The sequence below is a fragment of the Kribbella sp. NPDC051137 genome (genome assembly GCF_040682535.1).
In the GTDB taxonomy this organism is placed as follows: domain Bacteria; phylum Actinomycetota; class Actinomycetes; order Propionibacteriales; family Kribbellaceae; genus Kribbella; species Kribbella karoonensis.
Window position 1 is genome coordinate 242,409 of record NZ_JBFBBI010000001.1, and the last position, 17,560, is coordinate 259,968.

Consider the following 17,560-nt stretch of genomic DNA (forward strand, 5'->3'; position numbering starts at 1 on the left):
TGGAGATCCGGGTGGAGACCGGTCCGGCGCCGGGTCGGCCAACGCGTGGTTGAAAGTAGGAGTAACGTTCCTGGTCGGTAACAACACGATCCGTCACAGCCGACGATCCGGAGGGCCGATGCTTCCGCAACAATCCATCCTCAGACTGGACGCCACGGCGATCGACTACGTCATCATCGCCCTGTACTTCGTCTTCGTGCTCGGCATCGGGTACCTGGCCAGACGCGCGGTGTCGAGCAGCCTGGACTTCTTCCTCTCCGGCCGCTCGCTGCCCGCCTGGGTCACCGGTCTGGCGTTCATCTCGGCCAACCTCGGCGCGATCGAGATCATGGGGATGTCCGCCAACGGCGCGCAGTACGGCATGCCGACCGTGCACTACTTCTGGATCGGCGCGGTCCCGGCGATGCTGTTCCTCGGCGTCGTGATGATGCCGTTCTACTACGGTTCGAAGGTCCGCAGCGTGCCGGAGTTCATGCTCCGCCGGTTCGGGAAGCCCGCGCACCTGGTGAACGCGATCAGCTTCGCCCTGGCGCAGGTACTGATCGCGGGCGTGAACCTGTTCCTGCTGGCCACCATCGTGAACGTCCTGCTCGGCTGGCCGATCTGGGTGTCGGTGATCGTCGCCGCCGCGATCGTGCTCAGCTACATCACGCTCGGCGGACTGTCCGCGGCCATCTACAACGAGGTGCTGCAGTTCTTCGTGATCGTCGCCGCGCTGCTGCCGCTGACCCTGGTCGGCCTGCACAAGGTCGGCGGCTGGCAGGGTCTGGTCGACAAGGTGACGGCGTCGCCGGGCGGCGGGTCGCAGATGTCCGCCTGGCCGGGCAACGCGCTGAGCGGGTTCGGCAACAGCTTCCTGTCGGTGATCGGGATCGTGTTCGGCCTCGGTTTCGTGCTCTCGTTCGGGTACTGGACGACGAACTTCGTCGAGGTGCAGCGGGCGATGGCGTCGAAGAACATGTCGGCGGCCCGGCGGACCCCGATCATCGGCTCGTTCCCGAAGATGTTCGTCCCGTTCATCGTGATCATCCCCGGCATCATCGCGGCGGTGACCGTGCCGGAGCTGGCGCAGTTCAAGGCGAACGGCAGCGGTGACGTCGACTACAACGACGCGATCCTGCTGCTGATGCGCGACCTGCTGCCGAACGGCATGCTCGGCCTCGCGATCACCGGTCTGCTGGCGTCGTTCATGGCCGGCATGGCGGCCAACCTGAGCTCGTTCAACACGGTCATGTCGTACGACATCATCGAGCGGTACGTGATCAAGGACCGCCCGGACGACTTCTACCTGCGGACCGGACGCTGGGTGACCGTGGCCGGCACGCTGATCGCGATCGGCACCGCGGCGATCGCCTCCGGCTACAGCAACCTGATGGACTACCTGCAGCAGCTGTTCTCGTTCTTCAATGCGCCGCTGTTCGCGACGTTCATCCTCGGTATGTTCTGGAAGCGGATGACCTCGGCGGCCGGCTGGATCGGCCTGGTCACCGGTACGGCGACCGCGATCCTGGTCTTCATCCTGTCCGAGAACGGCGTCATCAACCTGCCCGGCCAGGGCGCGAGCTTCGTCGGCGCCGGTGCGGCCTTCGCGGTCGACATCGTCGTCAGTGTGCTGGTCAGCCTGGTCACGACGCCGAAGCGCGACACCGAGCTGGTCGGGCTGGTGTATTCGCTGACCCCGAAGGAACAGCGCACGGAGGTGGCGGTCGCCGGCGACGGCGGCTGGTACCGCAAGCCGGTGCTGCTGGCGGGCATCTCGCTCGCGATGACCATCGCCCTGAACATCATCTTCGGCTGACAAGGAGCAGTGAGATGGCGGAGAAGAAGAAGGCCGGAGCGTTCGACATCCGGGTCGTGATCGCGCTGCTGGTCGGCATCTACGGCGTGGTGCTGACGGTCCTCGGACTCACCGGCAGCCAGGCCGAGACGGACAAGGCGGCCGGGATCAACATCAACCTGTGGGGTGGCATCGGGATGCTGGTGTTCGCCGCGCTGTTCGTGCTCTGGGCCCGGCTGCGGCCGATCGCGGTGGCCGACGAGAGCCCGGACGACCAGTGAGCATGTCCGTTTGACGAACATCGGCGTCCGGTCGGGTCCTCCCGCCCGGACGCCGTGGTTCGTAGGCTCGGAGTACCCGATCAGGAGGTACTCCGAGATGACGATCACATCCGAGCGGCCCGAGCTGTCGTCGCTCGCGCAGCAGTACGCCGCCGACGGCTTCGTACTGGTGAAAGGCCTGCTCAGCAAGGAAGAAGCGGCGTACTACCGGAAGCGCAGCCACGACCTGCTGGCGCAGCTGAACCGTGGCGACGACCCCACCTGGGGAGCCGCGAAGGACATGTCCGAGGCGCCGACGAAGCTGCAGCACCTGCACGACGCGCAGTTCTACGACGCCGAGTTCGCGAAGCTGCTGGTGGACCCGCGGTTCACCGACGTGGCCGCTGCGGTGATGGGTGTGGACAACGTGCAGCTGCACCACACCAAGCTGTTCGTGAAGCCGCCGGAGAACGGCTCGCCGTTCCCGCTGCACCAGGACCACCCGTTCTTCCCGCACACGTACCACCGGGTCGGGGCGGCGATCTTCCACTTCGACGACGCCCCGGTCGAGAAGGGCTGCGTGCGGGTCATCCCGGGCAGCCACAAGTCCGGGCCGCGGGAGCACGAGGCGGAGGGCTCGTACCACCTTCTCGAGCCTGCTTTCGACGAGGCGACGCCGCAGCCGGCCGAGGCGGGCGACGTGCTGTTCTTCACGTACCTGACCGTGCACGGGTCCGGCGTGAACACCAGCGACGAGGCCCGTACGACGTGGCTGGTCCAGTACCGCGACCCGTCGGACCCGCCGACGGTGAAGACCCACGACTGGTCGCTCGGTCAGGGCATGATGCTGCGTGGAGTCGACCCCACTGGCAGGAGTGCCGTTTGACGCTCGCCGATGTAGGCAGTGCTGACCGGTTCGTCGACCTCGCAGGGCTCCTGGAGTCCTGCGAGGTCGACGGCTTCCGCGCGGACTTCCTGAGCTGGGGGCACTACCAGCCGGAGTACTGGCGCAACTACTGGCACAGCCACTCGTTCCACGAGGTCTGCCTGGCGTACTCGGGCGAGGGCCGCTTCAACAACGGCTCTGTGCAGTACGACGTGCAGCCGGGCTCGGTGTTTCTCGCACGTCCGGGTGACGTCCACGAGATCGAGTCGTCGCACGCTGAGCCGCTGGGGATCGCGTTCTGGGGCTTCACGTTCCGCCCTGGCTCCGACGAGCGCGGCTGGTGGTCCGGGCTGACGCGTACTGACGGTCCTGTCATGTCGACCAGAACAGGCGCCCTGCCAGCCCTCATCACAGCCCTGGCGGGGGAGGCTGCCGACCCGGTGTCCGGCTACGGAGCTGCTCTGACAGCTCTGGGCTCCACGCTCGTGATGGAGACGGCGCGGGCATTCGCACTGGATGAGGACCTGGCCGTCGAACCAGTGCGCCGCGACAGAGGCCCCCTGGTGGTAGAAGCCATGCAGCGCCACCTCAGGGACAACCTGTCCCGTCCGATCTCCGTGAGGGACGTCGCAGCGGCAGCACACCTCTCCGAGCGCCACGCGGAGCGTCTCTTCACCCAGCAGACCGGTGACTCCATCATGTCCACGCTGTGGAGGCTGCGCCTCGAGCTGGCCGCCCAGTTGCTGCTGGACCACAGCCTGTCCGTCACGGACGTAGCACGAGCCTGCGGGTACTCCGACGTACGGCCGTTCTCCACCGCGTTCAAACGCAAGTACGGCCGCACACCTGGGGAGCATCGGCGGACCGGAGGGACCGAGTTCCTCTAGTGCTACCCTGAGCGTATGCGAGTGAGCCTGCTCCTTACTTAGCCGTACTGGCACCAGGTCAGTACGGCACCCCCTCCTGTGTGAGGGGATTTTTCATTTCTGGCAGATTTAGGCTCAACACAGACACGAAGCAGGAGTAGGACCGTGAGCGAGCAGGTGGACGCCAACAACTCGATCGATGGCCCGATCGACCGGGGTGGCTACGACTTCAACGCCATGCAGGCCAAGTGGCGCCCGGTGTGGGAGAAGCTGGACCCGTTCAAGGCGAAGGACGACGGCTCGGCGGAGCGTCGCTACGCGCTCACGATGTTCTCGTACCCGTCCGGCGACCTGCACATGGGCCACGGCGAGGTGTTCGCGCTGCACGACGTGCTGGCGCGCTACTGGTTCCAGCAGGGGTACGACGTCCTGAACCCGATCGGCTGGGACTCGTTCGGGCTGCCGGCCGAGAACGCCGCGATCAAGCGCAACGAGCACCCGGCGACGTACACGTACGCCAACATCGAGACCCAGGCGGAGTCGATCCGGCGGTACGCGCTGAGCTTCGACTGGTCGCGCCGGCTGCACACGTCGGACCCGGAGTACTACCGGTGGACGCAGTGGCTGTTCCTGCGCTTCTACGAGCGCGGCCTGGCGTACCGGAAGGCGTCGTACGTCAACTGGTGCCCGAACGACCAGACCGTGCTGGCCAACGAGCAGGTCGTCCAGGGGCGCTGTGAGCGCTGCGGCTGGGAGGTCACGAAGCGCGAGCTGACCCAGTGGTACTTCAAGACCACTGAGTACGCCCAGCGGCTGCTGGACGACATGGAGCTGCTGCAGTGGCCGGAAGAGATCCTGCTGATGCAGCGGAACTGGATCGGCCGCTCCGAGGGCGCGTTCGCGGACTTCCAGGTGGAGGGTCGTGACGAGCCGATCAAGGTGTTCACCACCCGCCCGGACACGCTGTTCGGCGCCACCTTCATGGTCGTCGCCCCGGACGCCAAGCTGGCCGCCGAACTGGTCACGCCGGACCAGCAGGCCGCGTTCGACGAGTACCTGACCAAGGTCAAGGCCACCACCGAGATCGAGCGGCAGAGCACCGAGCGCGAGAAGACCGGCGTCTTCCTGGGCTCGTACGCGATCAACCCGGTCACGGGGCAGCGGATCCCGATCTGGGCCGCCGACTACGTGCTGGCCGACTACGGCACCGGCGCGATCATGGCGGTTCCGGCCCAGGACACCCGCGACTACGAGTTCGCGGAGAAGTTCGGCCTGCCGATCGTGCGCACCGTGCAGCCCCCGGCGGACTTCGACGGCAAGGCGTTCACCGGCGACGGGCCGGCGATCAACAGCGCGAACGACGAGATCAGCCTGGACGGGCTGGAGGTCGCCGAGGCCAAGTCCCGGATCATCGACTGGCTGGAGAGCAAGGATCTGGGCGAGCGCACGATCAACTACCGGCTGCGCGACTGGCTGCTGAGCCGCCAGCGGTACTGGGGCTGCCCGATCCCGATCATCCACTGCCCGTCCTGCGGCGAGGTCCCGGTCCCGGACGACCAGTTGCCGATGGAGCTGCCCGACCTGCGCGGCGCCGACCTGCAGCCGAAGGGCGTCTCGCCGCTGGCGGCCGCCCGTGACTGGGTCGAGGTCGACTGCCCGAAGTGCGGCGGCAAGGCCGAGCGCGACACCGACACGATGGACACGTTCGTCGACTCGTCCTGGTACTTCCTGCGCTACCTGTCGCCGGAGTACACCGACGGGCCGTTCGACCAGGCCACGGCCGAGCGGTGGATGTCCGTGTACCAGTACGTCGGCGGCAAGGAGCACGCCGTACTGCATCTCATGTACGCGCGCTTCTTCGTGAAGGCGCTGTACGACATGGGCATGCTGAGCGTGGTGGAGCCGTTCACCCGGCTGCTGAACCAGGGCCAGGTCATCAACCAGGGCAAGGCGATGAGCAAGTCCCTGGGCAACGGCGTGAACCTGGGCGACATGATCGACGAGTACGGCGTGGACGCGGTCCGGCTGACGATGGTGTTCGCGGGTCCGCCGGCCGACGACATCGACTGGGCCGACATGTCGCCGGGCGGTTCGCTGAAGTTCCTGCAACGGGCCTGGCGGCTGGCCGGCGCGGTCGAGGCGCCGCTGGGCTCGGATCCCTCGACCGGCGACGTCGCGCTGCGCAAGCTGACGCACCGGACCGTGGCCGACGCGGCCGAGCTGATCGACTCGCACCGGTTCAACGTGATGGTCGCCCGGATCATGGAGCTGGTGAACGCGACCCGGAAGGCGATCGACGCCGGACCGGGCGCGGCCGACCCGGCGGTCCGCGAGGCCGTCGAGGCCGTGGCGATCCTGCTGAGCCTGGTCGCGCCGTACACGGCCGAGGAGATGTGGGAGGAGCTGGGCCACGAGCCGACGGTCGCCAAGGCCGGCTGGCCGAAGGTCGACCCGGCGCTGCTGGTCGAGGACACCGTGACCTGCGTGGTCCAGGTGGCCGGCAAGGTGAAGGACCGGCTGGAGGTCGCGCCGGACATCACCGACGCCGACCTGGAGCAGCTGGCGCTGGGGTCCGAGGCGATCCAGAAGGCGCTGGACGGCCGCGGCACCCGCAAGGTGATCGTGCGGGCGCCGAAGCTGGTCAACATCGTCCCGGCGTAATGGATTCCGTCGTTCTTCAGGTTCACACCGGTTCCCGGGAGGTCGTTCTCGACCTCACGGGCCGCTGTGAGCAGTTCGTTTCGGGGCGCGGCGACGGGCTGCTGCATGTGTTCGTACCGCACGCCACCGCGGGCGTCGCCATCCTCGAGACCGGTGCCGGCAGCGACGACGACCTGCTGGCAGTCCTCGAGGACCTGCTGCCGCGGGACTTCGGCTGGCGGCACCGGCACGGCTCGCCCGGCCACGGGCGCGACCACGTGCTGCCGGCGCTGATCCCGCCGTACGCGACCGTTCCGGTGCTCGCCGGCCGGCTGACGCTCGGGACCTGGCAGTCGGTCTGCCTGGTCGACACCAATCGGGACAATCCCGACCGGCAGGTCCGGTTGTCGTTCCTGGCCGGTTAGCGGACTACCCGGTAATAACCGTCGCCGTATTTTGGTGACTTATTGTGATGTTGGTGGCGGCGTTACGTTTGCGAAACACGGCTCCGCTTGAATTGCCGCATGGCTGCCCTGGACTCCCTGCGCGACGTCACCGTCGAGCTCCTGGTTCGCGCTACCCGCGGGATTTGCGACGGCAGCCTGCTGAATGCAGATTCCGGCCGCGCCGACACCAGTGCCCGGCTCGACGACTGGGCCGACGTGCTTTCTCTGTACGCCGCCGAGAATGAAACACACTCAGTTCGCGCGACTGCTTGAAACGCGCATTTCTGATCGCGCAATCAGTTGATTCGGGTCCGTTTCGTGTGACCCGCACCCCATCTCGCGCGCCGGGTAGTCCGGCGAACCGGACGCCCGTCACGCTATGTTGTGTCAGGTACGTGAGGCCTCCAGAGGGGTGACGGGCTGTGTCGGACATGGATGGCCGGGCAGGTGATCGGCGAGGCTTCGCCGAACTGCTGCTCGACTTGAGGGTCCAGGCAGGCCTTTCCCAGGAGGAACTCGCGGACCGGGCCGGGCTGAGTGTGCGCTCGATCCGAGAGATGGAAGCGGGCCGGGTCGCCCGCCCGCGCAAGGACTCCGTGCGGCTGCTGGCGTCCGCGCTGGGGCTCCAGGACGTGGCCGAGTTCCTGCAGGCCGCGGGCCACGGCTCCGGGCGGCCTGTCATCCGCCCGCCCGCGCCCGCCCCGGTCGTGTCGGTCGCCGACCCGGCGCCTACCGGCCTGCGCTGGCGCGGTACCCGGCCGATCCCGGACGGGCTGGTCGGGCGTGAGGAAGAACTGCTCGAGCTCCAGGGCCTGCTCCGGCAGAACCGGCTGGTCACGCTCGTCGGTCCCGGCGGCGTCGGCAAGACCGAGCTCGCGCTGGCGGCGGCGGACCGGTTCTCCGGCGCCGACACCACCGTCGTGGTCGTCGACCTGACGACCGTCCAGCGCGACGCCGCCGTCACGTCGGCCATTCTCGATGCCTTCGGCACCGCCCCCGGTACGTCGGACCTCGACGACGTACTGTCCGGCCGCCGTCCCGGTGACCTGGTGATCGTCGAGGACAACGCCGAACATGTGCTGGACGGCGTCGCGACCGTCGCGAACCGGATGGTCCGCAGCTTCCCGGGCGTCGGCGTCCTGGTCACGTCCCGCATCCCGCTCGGACTGCCGGACGAGGTGGTCCGTCGCGTCCAGGTGCTCGGCGTACCGGCGAACGACGAGCACTTCGAGGAGATCGCCGCCTCGCCGGCGGTGGAGATGTTCTGCCGCCGGGTCGCCCGCGTGCGCCCGGACTTCACGCTGACGCCCGAGAACGCCCCGACCGTGGCGCGGCTGTGCCGCCGGCTGGACGGCCTGCCCCTGGCGTTGGAGCTGGCTGCCGCGCGGGCCGGGTCGTTGTCGGTGGACACGATCCTGGCCGCGCTCGACGACCGGTTCCGGCTGCTGTCAGGTCCGCGACGGTTCGGTGCCCCGCATCAGCGGACGCTGGCGGACACCATCGCGTGGAGCGTGGACGGACTGTCGGACCCGGCGCGGCAGATGCTGTACCGGACGTCGCTGCTCGGGTCGCCCTTCACGCTCGAGGCCGTGGCCGGCGTGTGTACGGGTGCTCCGATCCACGAGATCGACGTACCGATGCTGCTGGCCGAGCTGGTGGAGAAGTCGCTGCTGCAACCGGTGCCGGAGTTCGAGCGGCTGTACGGCGCGCGGTACAAGCTGCTCGAGACGATCCGCGAGCACGCGTACGCCGGGCTGTCGTCGCAGGGGGACGACCTCACCGAGTTCCGGAACCGGGCCGTCGAGTGGTGTACGACGTACGTCGCGGGGCTCGAGGGCGCGTGGTCGTCGCCGGACCGCGACCGGCGATACCGGGCGGCGCACGCGAACTCGGCACTGTTCGAAGTGGCGCTCACGCGGGCCGCCGAGCTGGGGGACTGGGACACGGCTGCGCGGATCGTGCTCGGGTTCCGGATCGCCTGGCAGTACCAGGCGAGCGTTGCCGAGAGCGGGATCCGGTGGGCAACGCTCTGCGCTTCGAACGTCTCGGACAAGGAGACCAGCGGCCGCTTGCTCGCCATCGCGGGCCGACTGTCCAGCCTGACCGGTGACATCCATGGGGCACGGCGGCACTACGAGGCGGCGCGCACGCTGATCCCGGGCGAGACCGAGATGGGCCTGGTCGCCCGTGGCGGATGGGTGTCCTCCGGGTCGCACCTACTCGACACACAGAGCCTCGCGGAGATCCCGGCCCTGGTGGACGACGCCCGGAAGCACGGCGACATCCAGCGCTCCACAACGGTCCAGGCGACCTGCGGGCTCGCACTGCTGCGTTGGGGTCGGCTGGTGGAGGCCAAGGAGCTCCTGCTCGCGTGGGAGGCCGCGCTGGTCAATCCGGGTGTCTACCCCGACGAGATCGGCTACATAGCGCTCAGCCGGGTCGACCTGGAGCTGGGGAACTTGGCCGGCGCACGGCACTGGGCTGAGCTTGCCCGCGACTGCCAGGCGCCGGACGACCCGGAGCGCACCAAGGTGGCCAGCTGCCTCGCGATGGTCGAGTACCAGGACAGCCGGTACGACGAGGCACGCGCACTGCTCGACGAGGCCGAGGCGGACATCCGGGGGCATCGCGGGTACTTCGACTACCTGGTCATGCTGTACCGCTCCCGGCTGGCACGGGCCGCCGGGGAGATCGAGCAGGCGCGGCAGGCGGTGCTGGACGCGCTGAACCGGCTCCTGCTCGAAGGGCGGGTCGTGTACCTGCTCGAAGTACTGCCGGAAGCAGTGGCCGTGCTGCACGCGCTCGGGCGCTCCGAGGCGGGCGACGCGGTATGCGGTCACCTGCTGGCGTGGCAGCAGACCATGGATCCGCCGATGCTGCCGACGGCCTGGGCCGTGCTGCAGGAGTCGTGCCAGAGCGCGTCGGTCGCTGACGGGTGGCCGCAGCCCGATCCGGCGGCCGCCGTGCAGCGGCTGGCGAACGACGTACTCGCCGCTCTTTCGTGACGCCGATCGGCTGAAGCTGCCGGGTAACTGCCGGTTGTTCTGCCTCGTCCTGACATGGCTGCCGGACGAAGAATTACAGCCGTAGGGCAGGTTCCAGGACGCAGAGTCCGACCCCGGAAACGGCAGCGAAAGGCGGTGCACCATGAAGAGGCCATGGCACACCGCGGCACTGACCGGACCGGCGAAGGCGACGCGGAGGGCCTCCGGGTGCTGGTTGGTGGGGGCGCCGGCCGGCGGCCGAGAGCTCCGGAGTGCTGTGGAATGCGGATCTGTCCTGCCTGTACCGGGCGCGGTGCACCGTCAGGGCACTGCTTCCGGGGCGGGGTCCCAGCAACGGGTCCGGCACACGACACAGGGGACGAGTGTCGGGACCCGGCTGACGCGAGTGTCCGGCGGGCCAGGTCTCCCGCCGGCGTGTCGGCTGCTGGGACCTCCCGGGACCTCGGTGAGCTCGCGGTCAGGCCGGTTCGTACGGAACCGGATACGGGGAGTAGCTCGCCGGGGACCCGCCAACTTCAGCTGACAGCCAGGGGGAGGCAGCCGGACGTGCCGGGCTGTTGACGCACAGGGGACGCCAGCGGCCCGGCCAAGTTCCCGAGCGAGGTGAAGGCCCCGGGAGGGGTGGCCTTCACCTCGCTGCCGGTTCAGCCGCCAGCAGTTCGCTCTCGTCGCCGTACGCAGCGATCCAGCTCGGCTGGAGCCGCAGACCGCGTCCATGAGCGCCTGCAGCTCCGTGACTTCTGCTGCCGTCTCCCTCATCTTGTGGAGTTTGGCACTGCGCCCCGACATTAACTGTCCGGTAACCTCGCTGCATGGCAGCCCGCGTGCAGGTCGTCACCGACTCCACGGCCGGTCTGTCCACGCACGAGCTGCTCCGGCACCCGCTGACCGTCGTACCGCTGCAGGTCGTGATCGGTGGGACGTCGTACGACGACGGCGCCACCTCCGCGGACGCGGTCGCCGAGGCGCTGAAGACGTTCACGCCGGTGTCGACCAGCCGGCCGGCGCCGCAGACGTTCGCCGACACGTACGCGGCGTGCGCGGCCGACGGCGCCGAGGCGGTCGTGTCGATCCACCTCTCCGGCGACATGTCCGGCACCTTCGAGGCCGCGATGATCGGCGCCAAGGACTCCCCGGTCCCGGTCCGCGTCGTCGACTCGCGGTCGCTCGGCATGGGCCTCGGCTTCCCGGTCCTCGCCGCGGCCGCCGCAGCCGCCGCCGGAGAAGACGCCGCCGCCGTCGAAGCCGCGGCCCGGGCCCGGATGAAGACCATCTCGACGTACTTCTACGTCGACACCCTCGAGTACCTCCGCCGCGGCGGCCGGATCGGGGCCGCCCAGGCCCTCCTCGGTACGGCGCTGGCAGTGAAGCCCCTCCTCACCATCAACGGCGGCCGCATCGTCCCGCTGGAAAAGGTCCGCACCTCCAGCCGGGCCATCGCCCGGCTCGCCGACATCGCCGTCCAACGCGCCGGCGACACTCCCGTCCAGTTGGCGGTCCACCACCTCTCCAACCTGGAAAAGGCCCAAACCCTCGCCGACAACCTCGCCGGTCGCCTCCCGCAGGCCGAGGAAGTAGTCCTCCGAGAAGTAGGCGCCGTGATAGGCGCCCACGTCGGCCCCGGCCTCCTGGCAGTCGTAGTCAGCCCCCTCTGACCCGTCCGCCTAGCTGGTCGCCGAGTGGAGCCGCGGCGACAAGCAATGGTGACTGACAACAGGCAACAGCGGCTCTTGTGTCCTGTGCGTGGGTGCATCTTTGAGAAGCCACCGGTCATTCCAAGGCCACCGAAACGGTTGGTGGCTTCTCAAAGATGCTCGAAGGACTCCGTGGAGCATGCGTCTGGATCCTCCGGAGCGTGGCGGCCTGCTGGGGTGGCGGCTTCTCGGAAGAAATTCGGCGCCTGGTGGCCGGAAAGTTCCGTAAAGGCGACCTGACTTGCGGGCGGGGGTCTCGGAGGCTTGCCGGAACGACAGCCTCCATCCGCGCGGCGCGCGGGCGGCGGTCCTCCACAGGTTTCAAGTCGGGCCTTCGGAGGGGGTGCCGGACTCGTACGTTCTCTGGCGTGAAGGTCTTCCGCCGTACCCCACCCCCACCCCCGTCCCCGGACGCCCGCGCTCGAGCCCTCTCCCGGCTGGCGACGCGGCCGCCCACGCATGCCGACCCTCACATCCCCGAAGTCCCACCCGAAGACCCTGAGGAGTGTGATGAGGTGCGCGGTGGATGGATCCCGGACCAAATACCTGATCGCCTACGCAATGCCCGCTGGACCCTCACCCCACGCCACATCCTGATCCTGGTGGCCGTCCTGGTCCTGGGCCTCACCTGGGCCACCTGGAGCTTCGTCCACTCCCGCCCCAGCCCCATCCCCGAAACCCACCCCAGCACCACAACCACCGGCACCCCCGTCGCTCAACCCGGCACCGGCCCGACCCAGCCTGACGGTGGCTGGGGCACGGGCCCCACGCAACCCGGCGGTGCCACGCAACCTGGCGGTGCCACGCAACCCGGCGGCGGTACCACGCAACCTGGTGGTGGGCCGAACCAACCGGGCGCAGGACCGAACCAACCTGGTGCCGGATGGACCCAACCGGGCGCCGGGTCGACCCAGCCCGGAGCGGCATCCACCCAACCCGGTGCTGCACAAACCCCAACCGACCCTGCTCAGTCACCTGGGGCCGCAACCTCGTCCGGACCGCAGCTGGTCGTGTACGTAGCCGGAAAGGTACGCCGCCCCGGCCTCGTCCACGCCCCACCCGGCTCCCGCGTAGCCGACGTACTCACCCTCGCCGGCGGGCCCCTCCGCGGTGTGGACCTCACCACCCTCAACCTCGCCCGCCCGGTAACCGACGGCGAGCAGATCAACGTAGGCCTGCCAACCCAACCCCCACCGCCCAGCCCACCCGCAACCTCCACAACCAACGCCCCGACATCAGCCCCCGGCAGCACCGTCGACCTCAACACCGCCACCGTCGACCAACTCGACACTCTCCCCGGCGTGGGCCCCGTCCTGGCCCAACGCATCCTCGACTACCGAACCCAGAACGGCCCCTTCACCACCATCGACCAACTCCAGGAGGTCCCCGGCGTAGGCCCCAAGAAGTACGACTCCCTCAAGTCCCATGTCCGCATCTGACCCGGCGGCTCCAGCCGACGTGGATGAAGCTGGCGCGGCCGAGCCGGTGGACATGCGGTTGCTGCTGCCGGCGGGGGTCGGGTGGTTGGCGGCGGCGGTTCTGGTGGGGCCGGGTCCGTTGGTTGGCGCAGTCGTCGGCTGCGTGGCGCTGGTGTCGGCGGCAGTCGTTGGCCTGCTGCTGGTGCAGGGACGGCGGGTGGGAGCCGCGTGGGTGGGAGTCGCGTGGGTCGTGGTGGGGACGTTGGTTGTTGTTGGGGGACTGGCGATTGCGGCTGCGTTGCAGGTCGCGACGTTGCGGGCCGGGCCGGTGTATGAGCTCGCGGGGCGTTCTGCGACGGCTGGTGTGCGGGTGCGGATCGACGGGGATCCGACACTCAAGCAGAGCACCGGTTCCAGGCGCCCGCCGTACGTCGTGGTGAAGGTGACCGTCGAGGAGGTTCGCAGTTGGACGGGGCAACGCGCGACCTCAGTTCGTGTTCGTACGCCGGTGCTGCTGATCGGGACCGCGAAGTGGAAGGACGTCAGGTACGGGCAGCACGTCGACGCGAGTGGGCGGCTCGAGCGGGCCGACAGCGGTGGAGAGGTCGCCGCGATGCTCTCGACCCGGTCACCGCCTCGCGTCGTCGACGCTCCGCCGTGGTGGTTGCGTGCGGCCGAGCGCGTGCGAGCAGGCCTCCGGCAAGCCGTGGCACACGAGCCGGAGGACGTGCGCGGACTCGTACCAGCATTGGTGATGGGCGACGTCTCCGGGGTGTCGCCCGAGTTGAACGCGGACTTCCGAACGACCGGCCTCACGCACCTGTCCGCTGTTTCCGGGACGAACCTGACCCTTCTGCTCGCGTTCCTGCTCCCGCTCGCGCGACTGATCGGCGTACGGGCCCGCGGTCTGACCGTCGTCGGCGTACTGACAGTTGTCGTGTTCGTCGTACTCGCCCGCCCGCAGCCCAGTGTGCTCCGGGCAGCCGCGATGGGACTGATCGCGTTGGCCGCGATGACCGGCGGGGGAGGGCAGCGCCGGGCGGTGCGCAGTCTTTCGGTGGCGGTGATCGTGCTTCTGCTGCTCGACACGTCGCTCTCGCGGTCGGCCGGGTTCGCGTTGTCGGTGCTCGCGACCGCGGGGATCGTGCTGCTCGGACCCGGGTGGCGGGATGCGTTGGCGTGCTGGCTTCCCGGGTGGTTGGCCGATGCGATCTCGTGCCCGCTGGCGGCACAGCTCGCCTGTACGCCGATCGTCGCGTGGTTGTCCGGACAGGTCTCGCTGGTCGCGGTCATGACCAATCTGTTGGCTGGTCCAACAGTTGGCCCGGCAACGATCCTCGGGTTCGTCGCGGCGGGGGTCGCGTTGCTGGGTACGTGGCCGGCGCAGCTCGTCGGATGGGCTGCCGGGTGGCCCGCGCGGTGGATCATCCTCGTCGCGCGCGAGGGTGCCGATCTGCCCGGGGCCGAAAGCGCCTGGCCTGCAACGGTGTTCGGCGTCGTGGTACTGACGGCGCTCTGCCTGGCGCTGGTGTTCGGCCTGCACCGCATCCTGGCGCGGCCGATCGCGATGGTGCTCGCGACAGTGCTGCTGGCGGTCGTCGTCCTGCGGCCGATCGGCACGTTCGGTTGGCCGCCACGGGACTGGCTCTTCGTCGTCTGTGACGTCGGGCAGGGAGACGGACTGGTGCTCAAGGCGGGTGACGGTACGGCGGTGGTGGTCGACACCGGGCCGGATCCTGCGGCGATGGACCGATGCCTGAAGGATCTCGGCGTACGGCGGGTCCCGGTGCTGGTGCTCAGCCACTTCCATGCCGATCATGTCGGCGGGCTGGCCGGGGTGCTGAACGGACGGCAGGTGGGCGAGATCGAGGTGACGCCGTACTTCTCGCCGCGGGCGGAGTACGACCGGGTGACGGAGCTCGCGACGCAGCACCGCGTCGGGATTCGTACGGTGGCGTTTCACGAGCAGCGGGTCGTCGGTCAGGTGAGCTGGACGACGTTGTGGCCGGCGAAGGTGCCCGCGCTTCCACCAGCGGGTACGTCGTCGGCGACGTCATCGGACGAAGGCTCTCCGGAGAACAACGCGAGCATCGCGATGATGGTTGAGGTGGGCGGTCTGCGGATCCTGCTGACCGGTGATCTGGAGCCGGAGTCGCAACGGGCCGTGCTGGCGAGCGGGGCCGATCTGCACGCGGACGTGCTGAAGGTTCCGCACCATGGTTCGGCGCAGCAGGATCCGGCGTTCATCGCCGCGGTGGACGCCCGGCTCGCGGTCATCTCGGCGGGACGCGACAACGACTACGGCCACCCGGCGCCGAGGACGCTGGACCTCCTGTCCCACACCACGATCCGAACAGCCACCACCAACGTGAGCGGTTCGCTGGTCGTCACCAACTCCGACAGCCACCTCTCGCTGGCAACCCGTTCGTCAGAAGGTGCAGAAGGTGACTGATGAGGCGGGGATGGTGTTGATGATCTGGTCGCCCAGGGACCAGGCAGCCACTCGGGAGGCGATGTGGGCGGGGACGAGAGCCGAGACGCCGGGAACAGCGGGGACGTCGTACGTGCCGTGCGCGTCGTGGGGGAGGACGACCTGGTACCCGCGGTCGAGGGCGGTTTCCGCGGTGGCGCGGACGCACATTTCGGACATGACGCCGCAGATGGCGAGCGAGCGTACACCGGCCGATACCAGGACCTCGCCCAGCGGTGTGGCGTGGAAGCCGTCGTCGCGCGGCTTGCGGATGACGTGTTCGCGCGGGCCGGCCTCGACCGGCAGATACAGCTCCCAGCCGGAGGTGCCGGGTTCGTCGTCGGCACCGGGCGGGCCGTCGTTCTGGAGGTGTACGACGACCGCGCCGGCCTCCCGGGCGCGGACAAGGAGGTCGCGGACCCGGTCCAGCAGTTGGACGGCGCCCGGTACCGCGTCGGGGCCGGAGACGAAGGCGGTCTGCATGTCCACGACGATCAGGCCATCGCAGAGGTCGGGAGCCGGCTTGTCCGTCGTGGAGGTCATGGAGCTCATCCTGGCGGGTCCGGTACGGGTGCGCACCCCGATTGTCCGGGCCTCGTGGGATGCTGGCCCCGTGGCTGCTCGTAAAGGTTCTGCGCCGAAGCTCGGTGATGTCCTGCTGGTGACCGGCGCCGAGTCGTTCCTGGCGGATCGGGCGGTGCGGTCGGCGATCGCGGCCGTGTCCAAGACCAGCTCCGAGGTCGAGGTGACCGACCTCGACGCGTCGACGCTGGACGTCGGGGTGTTCGCGGAGCTGACCGGGCCGTCGTTGTTCGCGAGCGAGCGGGTGCTCGTACTGCGGGCGCTCGAGAACCTGCCGAGCGAGATGGCTGCGCACCTGATCGAGTACGCCGGGTCGCCGTCGGACGATGTACTCGTCGTGCTCGTGCACTCGGGCGGGCAGAAGGGCAAGGGCGTCCTCGACAAGTTGCGGAAGGCATCGGTCAACGAGGTCGTCGCGACGGCGCCGAAGGCGTGGGAGTTGCCGCAGTTCGTCGCAGGGGAGATCCGGTTGCTGGGCGGGTCGGTCGACGAGGGGGCGGCGTCGGCGCTGGTCGACGCGGTGGGACACGATCTGCGGGCGCTGGCGGGGGCGTGTTCGCAGCTGGTGTCGGACTCGGGCGGGCAGGCCGTGACGGCCGAGCTGATCGGGCAGTACTTCGGCGGCCGTGCGGAGGTGACCAGCTTCGCGGTCGCGGACGCGGCGATCGCCGGGCGGACGGAGCCCGCGCTGGAGCAGTTGCGCTGGGCGCTGGACTGTGGGGTCGCCCCGGTGCTGGTGACGAGTGCGATGGCAGGCGGGTTGCGCGGGCTGGCGAAGTACGCGAGCGCGTCCGGCGGGATGCGGGACGCGGATCTGGCGCGCGAGGTCGGCGTACCGCCGTGGAAGCTGAAGCAGCTCAAGCAGCAGGCGCGGGGGTGGACGGCCGGTGGGCTGGCCGCCGCGATCAAGGCCGTCGCCCAGGCCGACGCCGACGTGAAGGGCGCCTCCGGCGATGCCGGCTACGCCCTCGAGCGGATGGTCCTCACCATCACCCGAGCCCACGGCCGCCGCTAACCAACCTCAGCACCCGAGCCGTACCTCAACGCGAAAGCCCGGCGGCTCAGCGGGGAGGCCTGGTGGCTGCGTTGGGGAGGGCTTTTGGGTACGCAAAAACGATCGGCCGGTCGCGGGGACGGGCCGATCGTTCGGGATCGCGTCAGGGACGCGACCGCGGCGTCAGAGAGACGCGGCCTTCTTGAAGATCGCCGACTTGCGGTTGGCGGCCTGGTTGGCGTGGATCACGCCCTTGCTGACGGCCTTGTCGAGCAGCCGACCGGCCTTGCGGGCGGTGTCGTTGGCCTTCTCGGCCTCGCCGGCCTCGACGGCCTCGTGGAAGCGCCGGACAGCCGTCTTGAGGGTCGACTTCACGGACTTGTTGCGAAGTCGCGCAGCCTCGTTCTGGCGGTTGCGCTTGATCTGGGACTTGATGTTCGCCACGGAGCAGAGCCTCGATCAGGTGTGTGCGGTCATTACGGAATATGGTGCGGCGCACGACTGAACAACCACCCGTGGGCG

General features: G+C 69.1%; 14 protein-coding genes. 12 read left to right on the plus strand and 2 right to left on the minus strand.

Features of this window, described 5'->3' with window-relative positions; all coding sequences use genetic code 11:
* Positions 1-118: 118 nt before the first annotated feature.
* The 11 genes from AB0M51_RS01280 to AB0M51_RS01330 all read left to right on the plus strand — a co-directional run bounded on the left by AB0M51_RS01280 (position 119) and on the right by AB0M51_RS01330 (position 15,444).
* A complete protein-coding gene (locus AB0M51_RS01280; RefSeq protein ID WP_344190153.1) occupies positions 119-1,798 on the plus strand; it encodes a sodium:solute symporter family protein in 1,680 nt (559 codons plus the stop codon).
* Positions 1,799-1,812: 14 nt separating this feature from the next.
* Positions 1,813-2,058: a hypothetical protein gene (locus AB0M51_RS01285; RefSeq protein WP_344190151.1), complete on the plus strand. Its 246-nt coding sequence runs from the start codon at positions 1,813-1,815 to the stop codon at positions 2,056-2,058.
* Positions 2,059-2,155: 97 nt separating this feature from the next.
* Entirely contained in the window at positions 2,156-2,923 is a 768-nt protein-coding gene (locus tag AB0M51_RS01290; RefSeq protein WP_344190149.1) for a phytanoyl-CoA dioxygenase family protein, read from the plus strand.
* Entirely contained in the window at positions 2,920-3,810 is an 891-nt protein-coding gene (locus AB0M51_RS01295) for an AraC family transcriptional regulator (RefSeq protein ID WP_363747622.1), read from the plus strand. Before AB0M51_RS01290 ends, AB0M51_RS01295 begins: the two co-directional genes overlap by 4 nt.
* Positions 3,811-3,954: 144 nt before the next feature.
* The gene (leuS, locus tag AB0M51_RS01300; protein WP_344190145.1) at positions 3,955-6,450 is read left to right on the plus strand and encodes a leucine--tRNA ligase; all 2,496 of its coding nucleotides are present in this window, start codon (positions 3,955-3,957) and stop codon (positions 6,448-6,450) included.
* A complete protein-coding gene (locus AB0M51_RS01305) occupies positions 6,450-6,854 on the plus strand; it encodes a YjbQ family protein (RefSeq protein ID WP_344190143.1) in 405 nt (134 codons plus the stop codon). The genes leuS and AB0M51_RS01305 overlap by 1 nt, the downstream gene beginning before the upstream one ends.
* Before the next feature lie 99 nt (positions 6,855-6,953).
* Positions 6,954-7,148, plus strand: coding sequence for a hypothetical protein (locus AB0M51_RS01310; RefSeq protein ID WP_344190141.1), 195 nt, complete (start codon positions 6,954-6,956; stop codon positions 7,146-7,148).
* A gap of 158 nt (positions 7,149-7,306) precedes the next feature.
* The gene (locus AB0M51_RS01315; protein WP_344191208.1) at positions 7,307-9,880 is read left to right on the plus strand and encodes a helix-turn-helix domain-containing protein; all 2,574 of its coding nucleotides are present in this window, start codon (positions 7,307-7,309) and stop codon (positions 9,878-9,880) included.
* 812 nt (positions 9,881-10,692) lie between these two features.
* Entirely contained in the window at positions 10,693-11,535 is an 843-nt protein-coding gene (locus tag AB0M51_RS01320; protein ID WP_344190138.1) for a DegV family protein, read from the plus strand.
* Between the two features lie 1,049 nt (positions 11,536-12,584).
* On the plus strand, positions 12,585-13,013 hold the full coding sequence (locus AB0M51_RS01325) for a ComEA family DNA-binding protein (protein ID WP_344190136.1): 429 nt from the start codon (positions 12,585-12,587) through the stop codon (positions 13,011-13,013).
* Positions 13,014-13,032: 19 nt separating this feature from the next.
* Positions 13,033-15,444: a ComEC/Rec2 family competence protein gene (locus AB0M51_RS01330; protein ID WP_344190134.1), complete on the plus strand. Its 2,412-nt coding sequence runs from the start codon at positions 13,033-13,035 to the stop codon at positions 15,442-15,444.
* Here AB0M51_RS01330 and AB0M51_RS01335 read toward each other — a convergent pair.
* The gene (locus AB0M51_RS01335) at positions 15,421-16,005 is read right to left on the minus strand and encodes an isochorismatase family protein (protein WP_344190132.1); all 585 of its coding nucleotides are present in this window, start codon (positions 16,003-16,005) and stop codon (positions 15,421-15,423) included. The two genes, AB0M51_RS01330 and AB0M51_RS01335, sit on opposite strands and share 24 nt — an antisense overlap.
* Before the next feature lie 70 nt (positions 16,006-16,075).
* Here AB0M51_RS01335 and holA point away from each other — a divergent pair, with 70 nt between their 5' ends.
* Entirely contained in the window at positions 16,076-17,059 is a 984-nt protein-coding gene (gene holA, locus AB0M51_RS01340; RefSeq protein ID WP_344190130.1) for a DNA polymerase III subunit delta, read from the plus strand.
* A gap of 162 nt (positions 17,060-17,221) precedes the next feature.
* On the opposite strand, the gene rpsT is transcribed toward holA, so the two are convergent.
* A complete protein-coding gene (gene rpsT / locus AB0M51_RS01345; RefSeq protein WP_131290686.1) occupies positions 17,222-17,482 on the minus strand; it encodes a 30S ribosomal protein S20 in 261 nt (86 codons plus the stop codon).
* Between the last annotated feature and the right edge of the window lie 78 nt (positions 17,483-17,560).